At 35.1% G+C, this 20725-nt stretch carries 21 protein-coding genes and 1 pseudogene; 13 read left to right on the top strand and 9 right to left on the bottom strand.

Annotation, left to right across the window (positions count from 1 at the left end; all coding sequences use genetic code 11):
• Positions 1–14 precede the first annotated feature (14 nt).
• The 3 genes from glpF to glpD all read left to right on the top strand — a co-directional run bounded on the left by glpF (position 15) and on the right by glpD (position 4154).
• Positions 15–836 (top strand): glycerol uptake facilitator protein GlpF, encoded by an 822-nt coding sequence (gene glpF / locus ACIQ7L_RS05245; protein WP_400567258.1) that lies wholly within the window; start codon positions 15–17, stop codon positions 834–836.
• A gap of 13 nt (positions 837–849) precedes the next feature.
• On the top strand, positions 850–2340 hold the full coding sequence (glpK, locus tag ACIQ7L_RS05240; RefSeq protein WP_400567257.1) for a glycerol kinase GlpK: 1491 nt from the start codon (positions 850–852) through the stop codon (positions 2338–2340).
• Positions 2341–2471: 131 nt separating this feature from the next.
• Positions 2472–4154 (top strand): aerobic glycerol-3-phosphate dehydrogenase, encoded by a 1683-nt coding sequence (glpD, locus tag ACIQ7L_RS05235; RefSeq protein WP_400567255.1) that lies wholly within the window; start codon positions 2472–2474, stop codon positions 4152–4154.
• Between the two features lie 331 nt (positions 4155–4485).
• On the opposite strand, the gene prsA is transcribed toward glpD, so the two are convergent.
• Together prsA and ACIQ7L_RS05225 are read right to left on the bottom strand one after the other, a co-directional pair.
• On the bottom strand, positions 4486–5334 hold the full coding sequence (gene prsA, locus ACIQ7L_RS05230) for a peptidylprolyl isomerase PrsA (RefSeq protein ID WP_400567253.1): 849 nt from the start codon (positions 5332–5334) through the stop codon (positions 4486–4488).
• A gap of 461 nt (positions 5335–5795) precedes the next feature.
• On the bottom strand, positions 5796–5990 hold the full coding sequence (locus ACIQ7L_RS05225; protein WP_400567251.1) for a hypothetical protein: 195 nt from the start codon (positions 5988–5990) through the stop codon (positions 5796–5798).
• A 117-nt stretch (positions 5991–6107) separates the two neighbouring features.
• Between ACIQ7L_RS05225 and ACIQ7L_RS05220 the strand changes: the two genes are divergently transcribed.
• Positions 6108–6443 (top strand): DUF1878 family protein, encoded by a 336-nt coding sequence (locus ACIQ7L_RS05220; RefSeq protein ID WP_400567250.1) that lies wholly within the window; start codon positions 6108–6110, stop codon positions 6441–6443.
• 6 nt (positions 6444–6449) lie between these two features.
• Here ACIQ7L_RS05220 and ACIQ7L_RS05215 read toward each other — a convergent pair whose 3' ends face one another.
• The 3 genes from ACIQ7L_RS05215 to ACIQ7L_RS05205 all read right to left on the bottom strand — a co-directional run bounded on the left by ACIQ7L_RS05215 (position 6450) and on the right by ACIQ7L_RS05205 (position 10181).
• A complete protein-coding gene (locus ACIQ7L_RS05215) occupies positions 6450–7007 on the bottom strand; it encodes an HTH-type transcriptional regulator Hpr (protein WP_400567248.1) in 558 nt (185 codons plus the stop codon).
• Between the two features lie 450 nt (positions 7008–7457).
• Complete coding sequence (locus ACIQ7L_RS05210; RefSeq protein ID WP_400567246.1) at positions 7458–9122, bottom strand: MFS transporter; 1665 nt, start codon at positions 9120–9122, stop codon at positions 7458–7460.
• A 270-nt stretch (positions 9123–9392) separates the two neighbouring features.
• Positions 9393–10181, bottom strand: coding sequence for an HAD-IIB family hydrolase (locus ACIQ7L_RS05205; RefSeq protein ID WP_400567245.1), 789 nt, complete (start codon positions 10179–10181; stop codon positions 9393–9395).
• A gap of 88 nt (positions 10182–10269) precedes the next feature.
• Between ACIQ7L_RS05205 and ACIQ7L_RS05200 the strand changes: the two genes are divergently transcribed.
• Complete coding sequence (locus ACIQ7L_RS05200) at positions 10270–10968, top strand: Crp/Fnr family transcriptional regulator (protein WP_400567244.1); 699 nt, start codon at positions 10270–10272, stop codon at positions 10966–10968.
• A gap of 44 nt (positions 10969–11012) precedes the next feature.
• Here the strand turns inward: ACIQ7L_RS05200 and ACIQ7L_RS05195 are convergent.
• Positions 11013–11099, bottom strand: a pseudogene (locus ACIQ7L_RS05195) (recombinase family protein); the annotation flags it as partial.
• A 651-nt stretch (positions 11100–11750) separates the two neighbouring features.
• Between ACIQ7L_RS05195 and ACIQ7L_RS05190 the strand changes: the two are divergent.
• The gene (locus ACIQ7L_RS05190) at positions 11751–12836 is read left to right on the top strand and encodes an ArsR/SmtB family transcription factor (RefSeq protein ID WP_400567242.1); all 1086 of its coding nucleotides are present in this window, start codon (positions 11751–11753) and stop codon (positions 12834–12836) included.
• Between the two features lie 53 nt (positions 12837–12889).
• On the opposite strand, the gene ACIQ7L_RS05185 is transcribed toward ACIQ7L_RS05190, so the two are convergent.
• Entirely contained in the window at positions 12890–13252 is a 363-nt protein-coding gene (locus tag ACIQ7L_RS05185) for a YtxH domain-containing protein (RefSeq protein ID WP_400567241.1), read from the bottom strand.
• Positions 13253–13340: 88 nt separating this feature from the next.
• Between ACIQ7L_RS05185 and yhzF the strand changes: the two genes are divergently transcribed.
• A complete protein-coding gene (gene yhzF / locus ACIQ7L_RS28155) occupies positions 13341–13523 on the top strand; it encodes a membrane protein YhzF (protein ID WP_483861802.1) in 183 nt (60 codons plus the stop codon).
• A gap of 47 nt (positions 13524–13570) precedes the next feature.
• On the opposite strand, the gene ACIQ7L_RS05180 is transcribed toward yhzF, so the two are convergent.
• Positions 13571–14005, bottom strand: coding sequence for an HIT family protein (locus ACIQ7L_RS05180; RefSeq protein WP_097899673.1), 435 nt, complete (start codon positions 14003–14005; stop codon positions 13571–13573).
• Between the two features lie 591 nt (positions 14006–14596).
• Between ACIQ7L_RS05180 and ecsA the strand changes: the two genes are divergently transcribed.
• The 6 genes from ecsA to ACIQ7L_RS05150 all read left to right on the top strand — a co-directional run bounded on the left by ecsA (position 14597) and on the right by ACIQ7L_RS05150 (position 20212).
• On the top strand, positions 14597–15340 hold the full coding sequence (ecsA, locus tag ACIQ7L_RS05175; protein WP_400567240.1) for an ABC transporter ATP-binding protein EcsA: 744 nt from the start codon (positions 14597–14599) through the stop codon (positions 15338–15340).
• Positions 15333–16544: an ABC transporter permease gene (locus tag ACIQ7L_RS05170; RefSeq protein ID WP_400567238.1), complete on the top strand. Its 1212-nt coding sequence runs from the start codon at positions 15333–15335 to the stop codon at positions 16542–16544. The genes ecsA and ACIQ7L_RS05170 overlap by 8 nt, the downstream gene beginning before the upstream one ends.
• A gap of 13 nt (positions 16545–16557) precedes the next feature.
• On the top strand, positions 16558–17277 hold the full coding sequence (locus ACIQ7L_RS05165; RefSeq protein WP_400567236.1) for an EcsC family protein: 720 nt from the start codon (positions 16558–16560) through the stop codon (positions 17275–17277).
• 742 nt (positions 17278–18019) lie between these two features.
• On the top strand, positions 18020–18202 hold the full coding sequence (locus ACIQ7L_RS05160) for a hypothetical protein (RefSeq protein WP_097899666.1): 183 nt from the start codon (positions 18020–18022) through the stop codon (positions 18200–18202).
• 89 nt (positions 18203–18291) lie between these two features.
• The gene (locus tag ACIQ7L_RS05155; protein WP_097899665.1) at positions 18292–18768 is read left to right on the top strand and encodes a PH domain-containing protein; all 477 of its coding nucleotides are present in this window, start codon (positions 18292–18294) and stop codon (positions 18766–18768) included.
• Complete coding sequence (locus tag ACIQ7L_RS05150; RefSeq protein ID WP_400567234.1) at positions 18761–20212, top strand: PH domain-containing protein; 1452 nt, start codon at positions 18761–18763, stop codon at positions 20210–20212. Before ACIQ7L_RS05155 ends, ACIQ7L_RS05150 begins: the two co-directional genes overlap by 8 nt.
• Before the next feature lie 14 nt (positions 20213–20226).
• Here the strand turns inward: ACIQ7L_RS05150 and ACIQ7L_RS05145 are convergent, their stop codons facing one another.
• Entirely contained in the window at positions 20227–20700 is a 474-nt protein-coding gene (locus ACIQ7L_RS05145) for an antibiotic biosynthesis monooxygenase family protein (protein ID WP_400567232.1), read from the bottom strand.
• Positions 20701–20725: the final 25 nt, after the last annotated feature.

Raw genomic sequence — 20725 nt, 5'->3', positions numbered from 1 at the left:
TGGGGAGGGGTATTATGTCAGCATTTTTAGGGGAGTTAATAGGAACGGCGTTGTTAATCGTTCTTGGTGGCGGTGTTTGTGCTGGGGTAAGTTTAAAGAAGTCGTTTGCTAAGGATTCAGGTTGGATTGTTATTACAATGGGATGGGGCTTAGCAGTTGCTATCGCAGCATATGCAGTTGGATCGATTAGTGGGGCACATTTAAATCCAGCTGTAACACTAGGACTTGCTTTTAAGGGAGCATTCCCATGGAGCGATGTACCAGGGTATATCGCAGCGCAAATGATCGGCGCAATCATCGGTGCAATTATCGTATATTTACATTATTTACCTCATTGGAAAGAAACAGAAGATCCAGGTACAAAGTTAGGTGTTTTTGCAACAGGGCCAGCAATTCCGAACACATTTGCAAACCTTTTAAGTGAAATGATTGGTACATTCGTTTTAGTGTTTGGTATATTAGCAATTGGTGCTAATAAATTTGCAGATGGTTTAAATCCGTTTATCATAGGTTTTTTAATTGTAAGTATTGGTTTATCATTAGGTGGAACAACAGGTTATGCAATCAACCCGGCTCGTGATTTAGGTCCTCGTATTGCACACTTCTTCCTTCCGATTCCAGGAAAGGGCGGATCGAATTGGAAGTATGCATGGATTCCGGTTGTAGGACCGATTTTAGGTGGATCACTTGCAGGTTTATTCCACCAAGTTGTATTTGAAGGGAAACAAAATGCAGCGCTTATTTATGTGATAATTGCAACTGTGATTGTACTAGCAATCTCTTATATGACAAGCAAAAAGAGTGGAAAAGATACAAAAAGTAGAAAAATAGCGTAAGGGGGAACTGAATATGGAAAAATATATTCTTTCATTAGACCAAGGAACAACAAGTTCACGTGCAATTCTTTTTAATAAAGAAGGTAAAATTGTCCATGTAGCACAAAAAGAATTTACGCAACATTTTCCAAAGCCAGGTTGGGTAGAGCATAACGCACAAGAAATTTGGGGATCTATTCTAGCTGTTATTGCAACTTGCTTAAGTGAAGTAGATGTAAAACCAGAGCAAATCGCTGGAATCGGGATTACAAACCAACGTGAAACAGCGGTTGTATGGGACAAAGAAACTGGGAAACCAGTTTATAACGCAATTGTGTGGCAATCTCGTCAAACAGTTCAAATTTGTGATGAATTAAAAGAAAAAGGCTATAGCGATATGGTTCGCGAAAAAACAGGTCTTTTAATTGACGCATATTTCTCAGGTACGAAAGTAAAATGGATTTTAGATAACGTTGAAGGTGCAAGAGAAAAGGCAGAACGCGGCGAATTACTATTCGGTACAATTGATACATGGCTTGTATGGAAATTGTCTGGTGGTAAAGTGCACGTAACAGACTATTCAAATGCATCACGTACATTAATGTATAACATTCATGATTTACAGTGGGATGATGAACTTCTAGAAATGTTAACAATGCCAAAAAGTATGCTTCCAGAAGTACACCCATCATCTGAAGTGTATGGTCATACGGTTGATTATCATTTCTTCGGCCAAAATGTACCGATTGCAGGTGTGGCTGGTGACCAACAAGCAGCGTTATTTGGGCAGGCTTGCTTCGGTGAAGGTATGGCGAAGAACACATACGGAACTGGCTGCTTCATGTTAATGAACACAGGTGAAAAAGCAGTTGCTTCTGAGCATGGTCTATTAACAACAATTGCATGGGGATTAAATGGTAAAGTTGAATATGCATTAGAAGGAAGTATTTTCGTAGCGGGTTCTGCAATTCAATGGCTACGTGATGGAATGCGCATGTTTAAAGATGCAAGTGAAAGTGAAACGTATGCGTCTCGCGTGGAATCAACTGATGGTGTATACGTTGTTCCAGCATTTGTAGGACTTGGAACACCATATTGGGATAGTGAAGTACGCGGAGCTGTATTTGGCGTAACGCGCGGTACAACGAAAGAGCACTTTATTCGTGCAACGCTAGAGTCATTAGCATATCAAACGAAAGATGTACTATGTGCAATGGAAGCAGATTCAGGTATTGAACTGAAAACATTACGCGTTGATGGCGGAGCGGTTAAGAACAACTTCTTAATGCAGTTCCAAAGTGATATGTTAGATGTTCCAGTAGAGCGTCCAGAAGTAAATGAAACGACAGCTTTAGGGGCAGCATACTTAGCGGGTCTTGCAGTTGGATATTGGGAAAACCAAGACGAAATTAAGGCGCAGTGGAATATGGACAGAAGCTTTACACCGGCAATGGAAGCGGAAACAAGTGAAGAGCTATATGCTGGGTGGAAAAAAGCGATTGCAGCAACAAAGGCTTTTAAATAATCATAACCAGTGTTATAATGATGTTAAGTTAATAATTCGGTAGGAGATATGGAGAGACCACAACACGCTATAGAGGCGATTTCTATAGTGATGTTTGTGGTCTCTTTTTTATATCAAAGGGAGGAATTACCATGAAATTTTCAAGTAAACAACGTAAAGACGTATTAAACGAGGTAAATAAACAAGAGTTAGATGTGATCGTAATTGGTGGAGGTATTACTGGCTCTGGTATTGCATTAGATGGGGCAACACGCGGGTTATCAACAATTGTGTTTGAAATGCAAGACTTTGCAGCAGGTACATCAAGTCGTTCAACAAAACTTGTACACGGCGGTTTACGTTATTTGAAACAACTTGAAGTGAAGATGGTAGCAGAGGTGGGGAAAGAGCGGGCAATCGTATATGAGAACGGTCCTCATGTAACAACACCAGAGTGGATGTTACTTCCGTTCCATAAAGGCGGTACATTTGGTTCATTTAGTACATCAATTGGTCTTCGTGTATATGATTTCCTAGCAGGAGTAAAACGAAGCGAACGCAGAAAAATGTTTAGCCGTGAAGAAACAATGAAAAAAGAACCGCTTGTAAAACAAGAAGGGTTAAAAGGCGGCGGGTATTACGTAGAATATCGTACAGATGATGCGCGTTTAACAATCGAAGTAATGAAAGAAGCAATTGAACACGGTGCGAAAGCAGTTAACTATGCAAAAGTAGACGGTTTCTTATATAAAGATGGTAAAGTATGCGGTGTGCGCGTTATCGATTTATTAGACGGAGAAGTATATGAAGTATACGGTAAGAAAATTGTAAACGCAGCTGGACCTTGGGTAGATACACTTCGTGAAAAAGATAATTCGAAAAAAGGAAAAGTACTGCAGTTATCAAAAGGTGTTCACTTAGTTATCGATCAAAAACGTTTCCCACTTGGGCAAGCAATCTATTTTGATACACCAGATAAACGTATGGTCTTTGCCATTCCGCGCGGCGGGAAAACGTATGTAGGTACAACAGATACGTTTTATGATAAAGACGCAGCAGTACCGCAAATGACAACAGAGGATCGCACATATATTATCAATGCGATTAATTATATGTTCCCAACAGTTAAAATTACAGAAAAAGATATTGAATCAAGCTGGGCTGGTGTACGTCCATTAATTTACGAAGAAGGTAAGAGCGCATCTGAAATTTCTCGTAAAGATGAAATTTGGACATCTGACTCTGGTTTAATTACAATTGCTGGCGGTAAATTAACAGGATATCGGAAAATGGCAGAAATGGTCGTTGACTATGTAACATCTTTAATGCAAAAAGAGGGACATAGCGCGTATCCAAAAACAAAAACGAAACATATGCCAATCTCTGGCGGGCATGTAGGTGGTTCTAATGGGTTCCCAACATTTATTGCGAAAAAAGCTGTGGAGGGAACAAAATCTGGTTTAACGACAGAACAAGCAGAACAATTTGCGAAATTCTATGGTTCTAACGTCGATATTCTCTTTAACTTAGCAAAACAATTGAAAGAAGAAGCGAAAGAGTATAACATGCCGTTAGACGTGCTTGTACCGCTCGCATACGCGATGGACTATGAAATGACAGTAAAACCTGTGGATTTCTTCGTACGCCGCAGAGGGGCTGTATTCTTCAACATTCACTGGGTATATGATTGGAAAGAATCTGTGATTACGTATATGGCTGCAAAATTAGGCTGGAGTAAAGAAGAACAACTGAAATATACAGCTGAATTAGAGAAAGCATTAAGAGATGCCGTAGTGCCTGTAGATCAGCAAGAACACGCAGCTGCATTAGCTTAAGATCAGCAATAAAAAGCGCCTAAAGGGAAGAGCAAACCTTTAGGCCTTTTTTTAGGTGGGAGAGAGCATCTGACCATGCATAGAAGCGGTCAGGGTCTTTTTCTGCCACATGCGAAGTAAAACCAGAAAGAGCAAACGAGTGTAGGTTACTTTTTGTTCTGCATAGCAGGGATTTAGATATCGAAAAATGAAAATGGATTTATATAGCTTTGAGAGAAAAATATTGTAGAAAAGTTCCATATACAACGAGTATGTAACAACAATATCATTTAAAAAAGTGTAATACGAAAATAAGCTGTCAGGAAAGGCCTGACAGCTTATTTTATATGAATTATTTTTTCTCTGTGTCTGCTTTTGGAGTCTCAAAGATATCTTTTAAGTCTTTATCTTCAATCTTCACATCAGCTTTTTTCACTTCTTTTGTGATAAGGTCATTCATAAATTGAGGATCTTGAGATTTTTTCGCAACAAGATCTTTTTTAATATCGCCTTTTGCTTGATCGAAAGTTTTTTCTTGTGGTTTAATATCTGTTACTTTAATGATGTGGTAACCGTATTGTGTTTTCACAGGGTCACTTACTTCATCTTTTTTCAATTTATAAGCAGCATCTGTAAATTCTGGTACCATTTTACCTGGTCCGAAGTATCCAAGATCTCCGCCTTTATCTTTTGATCCTGGATCTGTAGAGTATTCCTTCGCTAACTCTTCGAAAGATTTACCTTGTGCAAGTTCATCTTTCACTTTTTTCGCAGTTTCTTCATCTTTTACAAGAATGTGGCTTGCTTTAATTTCAGGTTTATAATTATCTTTTAATTCTTTGTCAGTGATGCTTTGTTCAATCGCTTTTTCTGTTGCTAATTGAGCGCGAACACTATTTTTTAAAGTATCTTCTTTAATACCTTGTTGCTTTAATAGTGTTGCAAATTGGTCACCGTACTGTTTTTTGAATTCATCATATTTCTTGTCGACTTCTTTGTCATCGACTTTGTAATTTTTAATCATTACCTTTTCGACAACCATATTACGTAAAACTTGTTTACCTGCTTGTTGCTTCATTGTTGTATAAAGATCTTCTTTTGTGATGTCACCAGCTTTAGAAGTTACAATTTTATCAGATGCTCCACATGCTGATAAAGCAAGTACACTGGTTGCGGCTAAGGCAAGTATAGCTTTCTTCATTAAATAAACACTCCTACTATTATGTATTTTTAATTTATCCCGCACAAATGAACAGTTTCCTCATTTCAGATGATATTTTGTCCAAAAGAGCCCGATTAAGTCTCACTGGTCTTCTGCCTTCTTATTATGTAAAAGCATACTTAACAGGGCTTACCGAGGCTGAGGATAAAATGTAGATAAAGGTAATTTCATTTTATAGTATGGGCAATATGTACAAAATTTAATATATCATATTTTGAAGCCTTTTCCTATTGATAAAGAAAAATTGCCCATTTATTGAGGGGAATTGTCAGATTAAGAAGAGAGTACCTTATTTAGGCGAATGTGCATATAAAGGAAATAGGAGGGGGATAGGGGAATGAATTCATCGCTTATTTTATTACTTGTACTGTTTATTTTATTTGTCATAGTAGGTATAATTTGTTTATAGAGGAAAAAAGTGAGGAAGGAGCTTCCCTTCCTCACTTTCCGTGAAATATAATTTCTATATAACTAGAAATTAATAGAATCGTAATACATACATTCATCATCCGAAAAACGCCCGGTTGGCGGCTCACGGATATTTCTTTTCGCTCGCACAGTGTGTGCGTCATGAAATTCGTGTAGAATAGAACAATAAGTGCAAATGTGACGAAAATGATTTCTATAAGAGTCACGAGGAGATACCTCCTTTTGGCCAAAATACATATGCTTTATATATTGTATCATACGATATTTTGTTCGTGTTATAAAATTCAGAAATAGAAGACTTTGGTTAGAAAGAGAGGGAGAAAATGGACGTTGTAAAAAGACTAGAACAAGCTGAATATTATGTAGAACTTCTTTTTCAAATGATCGACGAAGAAAAGTGTCCATTTTATTCTTTAATTATAAAGAAAAAGGCACGTAAAAAGGATATTGAACGTATACTCAATCTTTGTGAACAATTGAACGAACAATACATAGCAGAGAAAAAAGAGGGCTTACTTTTGTTCGATGCTCTTTTGGAACAATTTGAAAAAGCGCTCCCACATCAGCTCGAAGTAAACGAAACTGCGGAAGCGCTAGCAAAACAAGGCTTATTTCAGCCAATTATGGAAGAATTTATACGCATGATAGCGAAAAGATAATCTGTATTATTTTTTAATTAATTTTTGATCGTATTCCGTGAAATTTTCCTCAATACTATCTAATGATTTCTCAAAAATATCGATAAAGTCTTGACCATAAACATTTCTTAAAATTGCGATTAATTCGATATTTTCTGGAAATTTCCCATAAAAATTGCGAAGGGCAAGAGCGCCATTAAAGACCGAATTACTTTCAGGGTTATACTCCTCCATTAATTGCAGCAGTAATTCTTCCCCTTTTTCTGTAATTTCAATATACGTATTTCGTTTATCGTCTTCTTTTTTTGAGAATACAAGATACCCGCGCTCTTCAAGTTTCTTAGAAAAGTTAAATGCCGTTGATACGTGCATAACGCCAAACTTTGCAATCTCAGAGATAGAAGCCCCTTTTAAATGATAAGCGATTGATAAAATATGATGCTCATTAATGTTTAAATCATATGGCTTAATCCACTGTTGCCAATCTTTCTCCACACATTTCCATAACGCTTTTGATAATTGAGCAATGCGTTGACTAAAAATCATTGCTTCTTTTACCGAGTAATCTTTTTCTCCATTTTTCATATACTCACCCACTTTTTACATTCTTATTCATTAGTATCTATTATGCCAGTAAAATAAAAATTAATAAAGTCTTTTTGTGAGAATTGTGAAAATTTTTCGGAAAAATAACAATTGGCGGTCAATAAAGAAAATTTGTAAACGCTATATGATAAAGTGTAGTACCGTGTATGGGAGATATGAAGGGATGAAAAAAGATAGCAGAAAAATGCTGCAAATGAATAATTTTCACGAATCTCTATTTTTCCACGTAATAGAGAAGATATAGATATAAAATGTTTCATTACAAATTATGAGAAATTATGTATTTTATTTATCATTTATTGAATATAAATTGAATAAAGTTACAAGTGATATATCTTTATATTCTGGGATTTATTGAAGAGGTGAGGGATGGAGAGTTATTTGGAAAATCGTCTTCTCTACAGAATATAAGAGAAGACGATTTCAATTTTAATGCACATGTAACTTCTGATTTCGAATCGCCTGCTTTCTAGGATTCACATCGCTGAATAAGGCAAATAAAACGCCAATTGCTACAATCCAACTTGCGAATGTAAACGTATAGTTAAAACTATCATTTACATATTCTTTATATACATGAGTGATTTTATCTTTTACAATCATTGCTTCCTCTTTTTGCTTTTGAAAGCTTTGTTTTACTTTTTCTTTATAAGTATCTGGTGTGTTTGCAAGGATTTCTTTCTCTTGTTTGTCGATCTGTTTTAATAATTCATTGTTTTTAGGCTGCGAAGTACCATTCGCTGTTTGTATATTATGTATGATTTCTTTTTTTGCATTGTCGTCAAACACTGTGTTTTGTTCAACCATTTGAATGGCCTCTTTTTTTGCAATCTCGACATTATTTGTCATGTTTGTACTCAATATAGTTGTCAATATGGCAATTCCTAATGCTTGACCGACGGATCGCATCATATTGATAATACCAGAGGCAATTCCGACTTTTTCGTTAGGGACTTGTCGTATAGCTGACCCCATAGCAGGACCCATAATAAGACCTAATGATAGTCCAGTTGCGCATAATAAAATGACAACTTCAGAAACCGAAGAATTAAAATGAACATTCCCGTACAAATACGTCGTCATCATTAATCCAATCATACCTACAGTAGAAAACCATGTACCACCATACCGGTCGGAAAATTTACCTGAAATAATAGAAGTAATCATTGAACTAAATGCTAATGAAGATACAATGAGCCCAGCTTCTAACTCTGATTTTTCCATTAAGCTCGTTAACAATAAAGTAATAAGAAGTGTACCGCTCGTTAAGCCAAGTCCTACTATAAATAATGTTAAGGAACTAAAAGAGAAGGTTCTTATTTTTAAAAGTTTCAGTTGTACCATCGGTTCGGAAGTTTTTGATTCTATAAACAAAAATCCTATTATAAAGATAAACGAAGTAACAAATAAGATTAGAATATAAGGTGAAGTCCATCCTTTATCGGCTGCTTTTGCAAAAGCAAAGGTTAGACAAAATAAAGCGATGGATAAAGTAATCATACCTAGGAAATCTATTTTTTTGCTTGCAGTTTTATCGCAAGTCTCTTTCATGAAAATAATAGCTAAAATAACGGTCAATATTCCGATTGGAATATTGATGTAAAAAATAGATTGCCAATTTATTTTATCTGTTAATACCCCTCCTAATAGAGGTCCTAAAGCCGCTGCTAAACCAGAGAAGGCACCCCAAATTCCAATTATTAAACCTTTCTTTTCCTTTGGAACAATATGTAAAGCAATAGGCATTGTTACGGGTACGATACATGCAGCTGAGGCGCCTTGAATTGCTCTAAATAATAGTAATGTTTCAATGGATTGGCTCATTCCTGCTAGGAGTGAAGTGATTGTAAATAATATAATGCCAAAAATAAATATTTTTTTTCTCCCAAATTGATCGGCAAGCCTTGAAGCAGTTATTAATAATACTGCGAAAGATAAATTATATCCTGTAGTGACCCAAGAAACGACAGATAAAGAACAAGAAAAATAATCTAATATCTCTGGGATTGCAATGTTGACAATGGTTGTATCCATTAAAGCAATGAAAGTTCCCAATAATAAAGTAATTAAAACAATAATTTTTTTACAATCCATTTAAATCTCCCCTTTGTTTTTGTGTATATCTAAAATAACTTTAGATATACATCTAAAATAACTTTAGATAAGTATTTGTTTTTTGTCAATTGTATATAGGAATTTTTGTTCATGTAACAGGGGGGATTTAGTTATTGATTCGACTATTTGAGGGGGGAGGGATCAACTGGGGGAGCGTCAGGAAAATGCGGATTTCTTTATATAAAGAACCTAATTTCACGCTAAAATAACGAGAAATTAGGTTTTAATTATTTCATAAAAGCCCTTAGGCTACTTCATGCAAGTTAATAACTTATCTATTGAATTTAGATCACTCAAATCACTAAGTCTTTGAACTAGAAGATTTTCTATATCCCCACTTAATGAAATTTTTTCAGATGAAAACGGTGCTAGTTGTGAATTTTCACCAATCATAACGGAATACATTGCATGTTGAAACATTGTAATATCATTCGCATCATTTCCAAATGCTATATATCCACCTTCTTCTACGCCCAATTGCTGCAATCCACTCCATTTATCTATTCCGCTTGGGCTTATGTCTAAAACTCTTTCATTTCCATGAGAGTGAACAACAGCATTCATCTTGCTAAGTTGTTCTGCAACTTTTTCCATGTTATCTGAAGTAAGCATTAAAATTTTCACGATTGGCTGTAATGTATCTAATGGAACGTTTTTAGCTCGTCTTAGTGGATCGAGGTTATTTAAAATTGGATGTGTAGCTGGCCCTGTATAGGCATAATCCCAATCACCATCTATCAAATAAGAAACATTATAAGTACTTAGTAATTGAAAAATATTTGCGATCGTTTCTTCATCAAAGCTGACCGTTGATATGATTTTTCCTTTTATTGCAACCATTGAGCCATTGCCGCCAATCATTGGATATTGATGAAAACGCTCATGTAAGACAGGGAGTAAATCGCGTACTGGTCTAGCAGAAGCAAAAATGACTTCATGTCCTTGCGCTACTAAATTTTCTAATGCGATTAATAACTTTTCAGAAACAGGCTGACCTTTAAAACAAATTGTTCCATCTAAATCAAATACAAATTTCATTCTATGTCGCTCCTCCACCTTTTCATTGTTCTTATCATATCAATTTATCTTATAATGAAAAGGACATATGTCCCAAAAGGAGTTTTATATGAAATATATTCAAGATCCGAAACTACTTGAAATGAAATTACAAGAATATAATATTAGGGGAATGTTTGACCAAGCAAAGCAACTCCCATTTTCATTGCAGCAGTATGAACCAAATGAAATTATTTTATTAGAAGGAATTGAACTGGAATCACTGTTGTTTTTAGTAGAAGGAAAAGTGAAAATAACTTCAAGTATTGAAAATGGAAAATCACTTTTACTACGATTTGTTCAACCTTTGTCCATTATTGGTGATATTGAATTAATTCGTGACGTTCCCGTCCAATCGCAGGTTCAAGCAGTCAATGAATGCTTATTGATTGGGCTTCCTTTTGATTATATAAAACAACATGAAATGGATAATCCAAGGTTTTTACATACCCTTTTAGAACATATAAGCTATAAGCTCCAAACTTGTACAGCAGCTTCTCGTGTGAATTTACTAGCCTCTGTGGAAAACAGATTTGCAAGTTACCTTATGTCCACGATATCATCTGAACCGGATAATGACTTTGGAATCGAGATAAAGACTTCTAATATTAAAGAGATTGCAGATTTACTTGGCACAACATATCGCCATCTAAATCGAGTGATTCATTCTCTTTCCAAAAAGAAAATTATTGAAAGGGACAAGGATTTTATTCGCATATTAAATTGGGGAGATTTAGAGAAAATGTCTAATGGAATCAGATATAAGTAAAGGTGGATAACTCTGATTTTCCTATGGGTTATTCATAAATTCCGTTAACTTTCCACTTCTGATAACCTTCTGTACAATGAAGCTCCAGACACATTTGTAATTTCATAAATTTGATTAACATTCATATTTCCTGCTTGTAGTCTTTATCCTCAAAGAGAACATACACTTTGGGAAATGGAGATGTGGTTCATTTACTACTTGAATGTATAGAGTTTTTGAGAAAAAAAGCGAGTGCAGAATTGCTGTGTAATATATAAAAGGGATTATGTATGCAGCTATATAAATCCATTTTCATGTTTCGACATCTAAATCCCTGCTATGCAGAATACAAAGTAACCTACACTCGTTTGCTCTTTCTGTTCTTACTTCGCATGTGGCAGAAAAAGGCTCTGGCCGCTGCTATGCATGGCCAGACGCTCTCTCCCATCTAAAAAGAGGGGTGTTATGTCGGTTTTTTATTGATGTATATATAGAAAGGTTTTATTTCATTAAAAATTTATAAGTCATATAATCTTGAGAAATGTTTTTCTTATAGAAATCCATTTTCATGTTTCGACATCTAAATCCCTGTTATGCAGAATAAAAAGTAACCTACACTCGTTTGCTCTTTCTGTTTTTACTTCGCGTGTGGCAGAAAAAGGCTCTGACCGCTTCTATGCATGGCCAGATGCTCTCTCCCACCTTAAAAAGAGGGTTTTTATGTCGGTTTGTTAATTGATGTATATAAAGAATCTAAAACGATTTCTTATGTGAAAAAGGATATGCATACAGAGGAAAGGAGTATGAAGTTGAATTTAGTTATTAATGATAAAGTATCAGATTTCTTAGATAAAGTGTATTCGTTATTATTTTTAAAGCATGAGGAATTTTTCGGAAACTATTTCAATAGTATGGGTTTACATTTAGATAAAGAATACGATGTATTACGAAATAAAATAAAAAAAATTAAAGGTTTAGATAATGATTTTTTAGATTTATACTTTGAAAGTTTTTGTGAATACGAAGAGGTGAGCAATGGGAATGTTTTCTGCTTAGCTACTTCTTTTTATAAGATACCTGAATTATTTGATAAAAATTCAGAGGAGATTGTGGAATATCTTTCGCAATGTAGTAAGGAAAAGATTCAAATAAACATTATCCAATCTTTAGTGTATCTGAATAAAGTTACAGAACATATTGATGTTGAAGAAATGATTATGGATGATAATAAAATATTTGATTTCTTGAATGATTTACATATGAAAGCAGATTGTAAGTGGAATGTATTCACAGTGTTAAAGGATCCGAAAAAATATGTGGACATGTTTTTAAGAAAGTTGCTGGAAGTAGATAAAGATTTAAATAAAGCCTTGGAAGCTTTACATACCGTAAGAGAAAGATGGGTACAACAACTAGGGACATATGAAATAAATTTTTCTATTCAAATTATTGAAACATTAAAAGGTAATGAGTATATCCAGGGGAAAAATATTCATGTTTTTCCAACGCTTATCCCTTATACAGCAATTATATCCAAAGATAGAAACGCTGTGTATGTAGGCTTAGGCATTAAAGTTGATTTGTTTTTTAATGTAATGAAAGGAAATGATGATTTAGATTATATAACCAATATGCTTAAATCATTGTCTGATAAAAGTAAGTTTAAAATTTTAACATTATTAAGTAATGATCAACTATATGCAAATGAAATCGCTGAGAAGTTACAACTTACAAATGCGACAATATCTCATCATATGAGGACGATGACCATACAAGGAATTGTGAAAAGTATGCGTTCACAAAATAGAACGTATTATTATTTGAATAAGGAAGTAATTGAAGATTTAATTGTTCGGATGAATAAAGAATTGTTACATAAGGGCGAGTAAGATGTAAATAAAAAACACGCCACAGTATAAGTGTGGCGTGTTTTAGGCTTGTTTTACGCTTTTTCTGGAACTGCTTGCTGCAATTTTTCAATTGATTTTTGAATGTCTAAAATCTCTTGTTCAATGTGGCGTTTGTTTTGAGAAATATCTTGCTTCCATGAAGAAAGTGTATCTTGCATATCAACTTTCAGTTCTTGAAAGACTTCTTTACCTTCTGAAGCTGTTTCAACAATTTGACGTTTTAATAATTTTGTATCAGCCGTAATATCAGCTAGCGTCTTTTTAATACCATTTCCTTTTTCTTTTAGTTTGCTGCGCATATCTTTACCAGAAGAAGGAGTAGAAAACAGAACGGCTAGTCCAGCGACAGCTCCGCCGCAAATTATACCTGTTACAAAGGATTTAGCTTTTGACATAAAAGGAAACCTCCTTATTTTTTGTTCATATTCATGATGTATAAAACAGTGCATATGCTTAAGACAAGGGGGGAGAAACGTGAAAATCATGACGACCATTTGTTTTGCCCTAAGTCTTTTCTTTCTTGTGCGCGCTATGCACTTACTGTTATTTGTAAAGCAAAAAAGATCATATCCTCCAGCATTTTGGGTTAAGAAACAAGCCATGCAGTATATTGCATTTGGAGGAGTAGGCTTGTTATGTACATTTGTTTTTTATATGTTTCGATAGTGCTGTGTACAATTTGTACAAAATAGAGAGTATTCTTACTCTTACTCTTATTTTACACTATTTGCAATGGTACTTGCGATATTTTGTAAATTGTCCATCGTATATTCATTTTGGTTTGATTTCCAAACGAGTCCAAAACTATCGTTTTCGCCGTAGCGTGGAATTAAATGAAGGTGGAAGTGGAATACAGTTTGTCCAGCTTTTTCACCATTGTTATTTAATAAGTTAAAGCCGACTGGATTAAATTCCGATTTAATCGCATTTGCGATTTTAGGAACGACAGAAAAAATATGAGATGCAATTTCTGGCGTTAAAGCAAAGATATCTTGCTTGTGTACTTTTGGAATAACAAGTGTATGTCCTTTTGTTACTTGACTGATATCTAAAAATGCAAGCACATGTTCATCTTCATATACTTTTGAGCAAGGAATTTGTCCTTCAATGATTTTACAAAAAATACAATTATCTGCTGTATGATTCATTGTTCTCATCCTTTCAAGTAGTCTTAGCCGTATTTTACCATAATTACATAGGAGAACAAACACGAAAAACAGGAAGCTGGCTCAGCTTCCTGTTTTCTGAAGAGGGATTGAAAAAGCATTTTTTATAATTTACCGTTCACAGACACCTCATTTATTTAAGAAATGCATGGTAATTCGGCTAGTATTCTGCCGTAGACACCCCATTTTCAATGAAATGAAATTGCAATCTTTTATAAAATGAAATTGTTTATTTTATAAAACAGTATATACTCTCCTCGAGACACCCCGTTTCTAAAATAAAACAAATGATCTGACTTCGTGTAAATGTTTTTTGTCCATTATGGACACCCCATTTCATGATGATTTGACTAAGCTGTATTCATCAATTTGGTGGCTGCTTTTTCAATGTGTTCCTTCTTCATTCATTATGATGTCCCCTTTTGCAGAAGATATGTAAAGAAATTAATTTTTTTTTGAAGAAATTCGATACTATGAAGGATCTTTTATTTTTTGGTAAGATGAGTATATACATTTTATTGAAGTATACGCTTTTCTAAAAGCGAATGAATATAACAAAGAAAGTGGTGTCATATGGAACAGTTATTACGTGTGGAAAATGTCACAGGAGGATATACGAAACGACCTGTACTGCAAAATGTTTCATTTTCTGTGAATAAAGGAGAACTTGTTGGTTTAATCGGTTTAAACGGAGCAGGAAAAAGTACAACGATTAAACATATCATTGGTTTAATGGAACCGAAAAAGGGCAGTGTTACAATTAACGGGAAAACGATTCGAGAAGATATGACCGCATATCGCTCTAGTTTCTCATTCATTCCTGAAACACCTGTATTATATGATGAATTAACGTTAGAAGAGCATTTAAAGTTAACAGCGATGGCATATGGTATAGATGAAAAAGAATATGAAGAGCGTGTTGGACAATTATTACAAGAATTTCGAATGAAGAATCGTTTGAAATGGTTTCCCTCTCACTTTTCGAAAGGGATGAAACAAAAAGTGATGATTATGAGTGCGTTCCTTGTTGAACCGTCGCTTTATATTGTTGACGAGCCTTTTGTTGGATTAGATCCATTGGCGATTCAGTCATTACTTCAAATGATGGACAAGATGAAAAAGAGCGGTGCTGGTATTTTAATGAGTACTCATATTTTGGCGACAGCAGAGCGCTACTGTGATTCCTTTATTATTTTACATCAAGGTGAAGTAAGGGCGAAAGGAACATTATCTGAATTGCAGTCACAATTTCATATGCCTGGTGCAACGCTAGATGACATTTATATTGCGTTAACAAAGGAAGAAGATTATGAATAGCAGCGTATTATGGAAAGAAAGATTCAAGCATTTTTTAAAAGAAGTTCGTACATATAGTAAATATGTGTTTAATGACCATTTGAAATTTATTTTCGTATTCATCATCGGAGCCGGTGCGTATTATTATCAGCAATGGTTACAAACGTTAACACCTTCGTTTCCGGCCGCGCTCGTTATGGCAGTTTTGCTGGGGCTTGTATTAACGACAGGATCTATTCAAACATTATTAAAAGAAGCCGATCTCGTGTACTTGCTTCCAGTTGAAAAAAAATTAAAGCCGTACTTTACGAAGGCATTTCTCTTTACATTTATGATTCAGCTATATGTGATAGCAATTACAGCGGCTGCACTTGCCCCGTTATACTTCCAGCAAATGAAGCAAACAGGCGGGACTTACATATGGATTGTGGCCGCGCTTGTTTTAGTCAAAGCTTGGAATTTATTTGTAACATGGGAAAAATCATTTTTAACAGACCAAAGTGTGCAGCGAGCTGATTGGTTCATTCGTTTCATCTGTAACGGATTATTTGTGTATTTCCTCGTAGAACGTACGCCAGTCATTTATATGGGCGTTATTCTTCTTGTTATGGTTATATATATTGGTGTGATGCACCAAAAAGTAAAAGGAAAACCGATAAACTGGGAATACTTAATTGCTGAAGAAGGAAAGAAAATGATGCTCCTGTACCGAATTGCGAATATGTTTGTTGATGTACCAGCATTAAAAGAACGAGTATCACGCAGAAAGTGGCTTGATTTTGTGCTTTCGATAGTTGGTGAAAAACGCACATATTTATATTTGTATACACGTACCTTTTTAAGATCGGGTAATTATTTTGGATTATATATTCGCTTACTTGCTATTGGCGGTGTCATTCTTTACTTTATACCGTTTTTATACGGGCGTTTCATTGTAAGTATCGTATTCTTATATTTAATTGGTTACCAATTATTAAGCCTTTGGAAGCATCACCGCCTGAAAGTTTGGCTTGATCTATATCCAGTGGCTATAGAAGAAAAGAAAAAGGATTTCCTTAGCCTTTTAAAGGCCATTTTATGTATAGGTAGTATTGTATTTACAATCGTATTTGCTTTGGCAACAAAAGATATGATCATGACTTGTGTTGTATTTGCTGTCAGCATCCTATTCAGTATTGGTTTTGTCTATCAATATGGTGCAAAACGTATTGAACGTTTAAATTGAAAGGAATGAATTTATGACTGATTATGAAAAGAAGGTCATAAAAGAAGTGCAGCAGTGGAAACTTACAATCATGAAAAACTCTTCTATGATGACGCGGCTTTCCAAAAAGGTGCAAACGAAAGTGCAACAATTGATTCCGGAAAAAGTGCAAAATGTATTGACGGAAACAATTAAAAAGATGGTCCAAGGTATTAGTATAGGATCTAACTTTATCAAACCAAGGTTAAAAGAAACAAATTGGTCGCTCGAAAGAAGAGATGAAGAAGTTATGAAGAAAATGGATGAATATAAAAAGATTGGGGCAGCAGAAGGTGCAGGGACTGGAGCTGGTGGGTTTCTCCTCGGTCTTGCAGATTTTCCTCTTTTACTTAGCATTAAAATTAAATTTTTATTCGATGCAGCTACTGTTTATGGATTTGATACGAGTAAAGAAGAAGAGAGGCTTTTTATTCTCCACATATTTCAACTTGCTTTTTCAAGTGATGATTATCGTAAAAAAATATGGAAAGCAATTGAAACATGGGACACGCAGAAAGAAAATCATATGGACTGGGAAAAATTTCAGCAAGAATATCGTGATTATATCGATTTAGCAAAGATGCTCCAGCTTGTACCAGTGATTGGTGCCCCGGTTGGCGCATACGCAAACTATCAACTATTGCAACGGCTTGGAGAAACGACGATGAATTGTTATCGCATGCGGTTACTTCAGCAAAAGGGAGTATCGATTTGATAAAAGCTTTCACATTTTGTGAGAGCTTTTCTTTCGCTTTTTATCAATTACAATTCATCAATTAAAAAACCGACATAAAGCCCCTCTTTTTAGGTGGGAGAGAGCATCTGGCCATGCATAGAAGCGGTCAGGGCCTTTTTCTGCCACATGCGAAGTAAAAACAGAAAGAGAAAACGAGTGCAGGGTACTTTTTATTCTGCATAGCAGGGATCTAGATGTTGAAAAATTAAAACGGATTTATATAAAGAGACATGTGAATTAAAAATGTAAAGAATGTGTGAGTAAGTAGATAAATATAAATTGAAAAACCGAAATAAACCCTTTTTTGGGAGAGAGCATCTGGCTATGCATAGAAGCGGTTAGGGCCTTTTTCTGCCACATGCGAAGTAAAAACAGAAAGAGAAAACGAGTGCAGGGTACTTTTTATTCTGCATAGCAGGGATCTAGATGTTGAAAAATTAAAACGGATTTATATAAAGAGACATGTGAATTAAAAATGTAAAGAATGTGTGAGTAAGTAGATAAATATAAATTGAAAAACCGAAATAAACCCTTTTTTGGGAGAGAGCATCCGGCCATGCATCGAATCGGTCAGATCTTTTTCCTGCCCCATGCCAAGTGAAAACAAAAAGAGAAAACGAGTGCAGGTCACCTTTTGTTATTCATAGCAGTGACTTATATGTTAGAAATCAAAATGGATATATAGATAGGATTAAGTAATTGGTAGGAAGGAGGGGGAAAGATGAAATTTCGCAAAGATTGGTGGCTTGGTTTTCTTGGGTTAATTGGCGTGTATAAGTTTCCGGACGTAATGGATGCATTTCATGGTGAGAAGGGATGGACAGCATGCATTGGTCTTATTTGGTTCATTTGGTTCGGTTATTTCATTCCAGAGAAGAAAGATGATGAAAAGAAAGAATCTTAGTAAAAAATACTTCTATTTATATGTAATTTTCTGTAAGATGATAGAATGAGAGAATTCATATATTAGATTTTTAGATTTGGAGTGATAAAATGCAGCCATTGGAAAATGAAATTCATCCCGATATGGTCAAAGTTTGGAAAATTCATGCTTTGATTGAGACAGGAATTGAGCTCCTTGTTGTTATTGCGTATTTTGTATGTATGATTAAGTTTAATTGGTGGGAGTGGCTTTTTTGCGTACTTTTCATCGGGGCAATTGTGTATATACCATTTGATTATTTTATATTCCCTAAATTACGTCAACGTTATCATAGTTATCAACTAAATGAAGAAGAGATTGAGATTCAACATGGTATGTTTATGGTAAAACGTGTATTAGTTCCAATGATACGTGTACAGCACGTAACAATTGAGCAAGGTCCAATTATGAGAAAACACGGATTAGCAGAATTAAAAATCTCTACTGCGGCTACTTCTCATAGTATTCCAGGCTTACCAATGAGGGAAGCTGAGCGATTAAAGCGCCAAATTGGAGAACTCGCGAAGGTGAGTGATGAGGATGTATAAGAGGCAACATCCGATCACAATTTTACTAGAATTAAAACTCTCTCATCTATTACCAGGGATTATTCCTTTAATTAGTTTAAAAGGGAAGTTTTCTTTTTGGTATATGATCCCGATTGCGGTTTTTGTTGTAACCATTTTATTTGCTATCATACATTGGTATTACAAAGTATATTGGGTAAAAGACAATATACTGCATATAAAACAAGGGATGTTTGTGAAAAAAGAGAGTTACTTAAATAAAGAGCGTGTACAAACGATAAATACAAGTTCGAATGTTTTATATCAATTATTAGGATTAACGAGACTAAAAATTGAAACAGCAGGCGGGGGGAAGGAACCAGAAGTAAGTTTAGCTGGTGTAACTCTTGAAGAGGCAAAAGCACTTATTTCTCTATTGAATGAGGAAACCGCTGTAAAAAGAGAAAATCAGGAAGAGATAACAGATTCTATTTCACAAGAAGAACCGAAATCATCCGAATACAAATTAACATGGAAAGAAATTATCTTTGCTTCTATCACTTCTGGTGAATTTGGAATTGTGTTCTCTGTACTATTGTTTATTTCTTCAAAAGCACATGACTATGCTCCACAATGGATGATAGAAAAAGCGGAAAAATATGTGAAGAATTTTGATTTTGCTGTTTCCACTTGGATATATGGTGCTGCAGTATTACTTGTTTTATCGTGGGTCTTATCAACGATTCGCTATGCAATGAAGCATGCTAATTTTACTATATACCGAAAAAATAATGAAATACGGATTTCACAAGGGCTTTTTGAGAGAAAAGAAGTTGTGCTAAAAACACATCGTATTCAAGGGATTACAATAAAAGAAACGTTGTTACGTGAATGGTTAGGTTATTGTTCTATTCATGTAGAAGTCATTCAAAATGCTGAAAAAGGGGAGAAAAGTGTAACGATACATCCTCTTATGAAAAAAGCACATGTAACGGGATTACTAGAGCAGTTAGAACTTCCTTACAAAATGGAAACAAGTCTTATCGGGTTACCCAAGACGGCATTAAGGCGTTACTTACGTAGAAGTTGGATCTTCTTTATTATTTTAACAATCCCAATCGCAGGAGCAGCAATATACTTTGAGAAATATATTGCACTGCTAGTATTACTTCCGTTATTTGTTTTCTTGACATGGTTAGGTTACATATCGTTTACAGCTGGTGGCTATGCATTACATGGTGAACAGCTGACAATTGTATCTAGAGGCATTGGAAAGCGGACAGGTTTAATTCGTAGAAGGCATATACAATCATTATCGAAGACGCAAACGTTCTTCCAGCGTAAAGACAAGTTATGCACATATATATTTATTATTGCTGCATCAGAGCACGGACATCATTACGAGTTGAAACATACAACGATGCATGATGCAGAAGCGATACATGATTGGTTTAAGCAAAAAAATAAAAAGATCACCCTTTCGTAAAAGGGTGATCTTTTTTATGCCTGTACATCAAATGTCGTTACAAAAGATGGTCTTGAAAAAATGCTTTTTTGCGGCTCTGCATTCGTTTGTGCAGGGCGTTTTTTATGTGCATGTTCAAATGATTGTGATTCTGTCCAATCTTTGAAGTTTTGTTCCGTTTCCCACATTGTCATAATGACATATGTATCGTCACTTAATGGGCGTAGAACACGGATCGCTTGGAAGCCAGGCTCGTTTTCAATAAGCCCTGCACGGTTTTTAAAACGATTTTCAAAAACGGGACGACCTTCTTCTGTAACAGAAATATTGTTACAAACAATGAATCCAGGTTGTCCTTTAAATTCTCCAACTGCATCTAACACGTCATACCCAAGTGAGCCAGCTACAGTTTCCTCGGTATTTTCTTTATAAAACATATTTTTTTCATCATTTTTTGCAGTGAAATGTGGTTGTTCGAGAGGTGTTTCGTATGAAATAATTGCTTTCATTTGTAATGCCTCCTTTATCAATTTG

The organism is Bacillus sp. NPDC094106, assembly GCF_044764345.1.
In the GTDB taxonomy this organism is placed as follows: domain Bacteria; phylum Bacillota; class Bacilli; order Bacillales; family Bacillaceae_G; genus Bacillus_A.
Note: the sequence above shows the minus strand (reverse complement) of the source record. Positions and strands in the feature narration are given on the sequence as shown.

What these genes read in the sequence shown, in the direction of transcription:
- ACIQ7L_RS05200 (WP_400567244.1), top strand. Translation starts at nt 10,270, where the DNA reads ATGAAATATATTCAAGATCCGAAACTACTTGAAATGAAATTACAAGAA.
- ACIQ7L_RS05150 (WP_400567234.1), top strand. Translation starts at nt 18,761, where the DNA reads ATGTATAAGAGGCAACATCCGATCACAATTTTACTAGAATTAAAACTC.
- ACIQ7L_RS05145 (WP_400567232.1), bottom strand. Translation starts at nt 20,700, where the DNA reads ATGAAAGCAATTATTTCATACGAAACACCTCTCGAACAACCACATTTC.
- ACIQ7L_RS05185 (WP_400567241.1), bottom strand. Translation starts at nt 13,252, where the DNA reads ATGTCAAAAGCTAAATCCTTTGTAACAGGTATAATTTGCGGCGGAGCT.
- ACIQ7L_RS05210 (WP_400567246.1), bottom strand. Translation starts at nt 9,122, where the DNA reads ATGGATTGTAAAAAAATTATTGTTTTAATTACTTTATTATTGGGAACT.
- glpK (WP_400567257.1), top strand. Translation starts at nt 850, where the DNA reads ATGGAAAAATATATTCTTTCATTAGACCAAGGAACAACAAGTTCACGT.
- ACIQ7L_RS05190 (WP_400567242.1), top strand. Translation starts at nt 11,751, where the DNA reads ATGAAGTTGAATTTAGTTATTAATGATAAAGTATCAGATTTCTTAGAT.
- ecsA (WP_400567240.1), top strand. Translation starts at nt 14,597, where the DNA reads ATGGAACAGTTATTACGTGTGGAAAATGTCACAGGAGGATATACGAAA.
- ACIQ7L_RS05215 (WP_400567248.1), bottom strand. Translation starts at nt 7,007, where the DNA reads ATGAAAAATGGAGAAAAAGATTACTCGGTAAAAGAAGCAATGATTTTT.
- ACIQ7L_RS05180 (WP_097899673.1), bottom strand. Translation starts at nt 14,005, where the DNA reads ATGAATCATACAGCAGATAATTGTATTTTTTGTAAAATCATTGAAGGA.
- ACIQ7L_RS05205 (WP_400567245.1), bottom strand. Translation starts at nt 10,181, where the DNA reads ATGAAATTTGTATTTGATTTAGATGGAACAATTTGTTTTAAAGGTCAG.
- ACIQ7L_RS05160 (WP_097899666.1), top strand. Translation starts at nt 18,020, where the DNA reads ATGAAATTTCGCAAAGATTGGTGGCTTGGTTTTCTTGGGTTAATTGGC.
- ACIQ7L_RS05220 (WP_400567250.1), top strand. Translation starts at nt 6,108, where the DNA reads ATGGACGTTGTAAAAAGACTAGAACAAGCTGAATATTATGTAGAACTT.
- ACIQ7L_RS05155 (WP_097899665.1), top strand. Translation starts at nt 18,292, where the DNA reads ATGCAGCCATTGGAAAATGAAATTCATCCCGATATGGTCAAAGTTTGG.
- glpD (WP_400567255.1), top strand. Translation starts at nt 2,472, where the DNA reads ATGAAATTTTCAAGTAAACAACGTAAAGACGTATTAAACGAGGTAAAT.
- ACIQ7L_RS05170 (WP_400567238.1), top strand. Translation starts at nt 15,333, where the DNA reads ATGAATAGCAGCGTATTATGGAAAGAAAGATTCAAGCATTTTTTAAAA.
- ACIQ7L_RS05165 (WP_400567236.1), top strand. Translation starts at nt 16,558, where the DNA reads ATGACTGATTATGAAAAGAAGGTCATAAAAGAAGTGCAGCAGTGGAAA.
- glpF (WP_400567258.1), top strand. Translation starts at nt 15, where the DNA reads ATGTCAGCATTTTTAGGGGAGTTAATAGGAACGGCGTTGTTAATCGTT.
- prsA (WP_400567253.1), bottom strand. Translation starts at nt 5,334, where the DNA reads ATGAAGAAAGCTATACTTGCCTTAGCCGCAACCAGTGTACTTGCTTTA.
- yhzF (WP_483861802.1), top strand. Translation starts at nt 13,341, where the DNA reads ATGACGACCATTTGTTTTGCCCTAAGTCTTTTCTTTCTTGTGCGCGCT.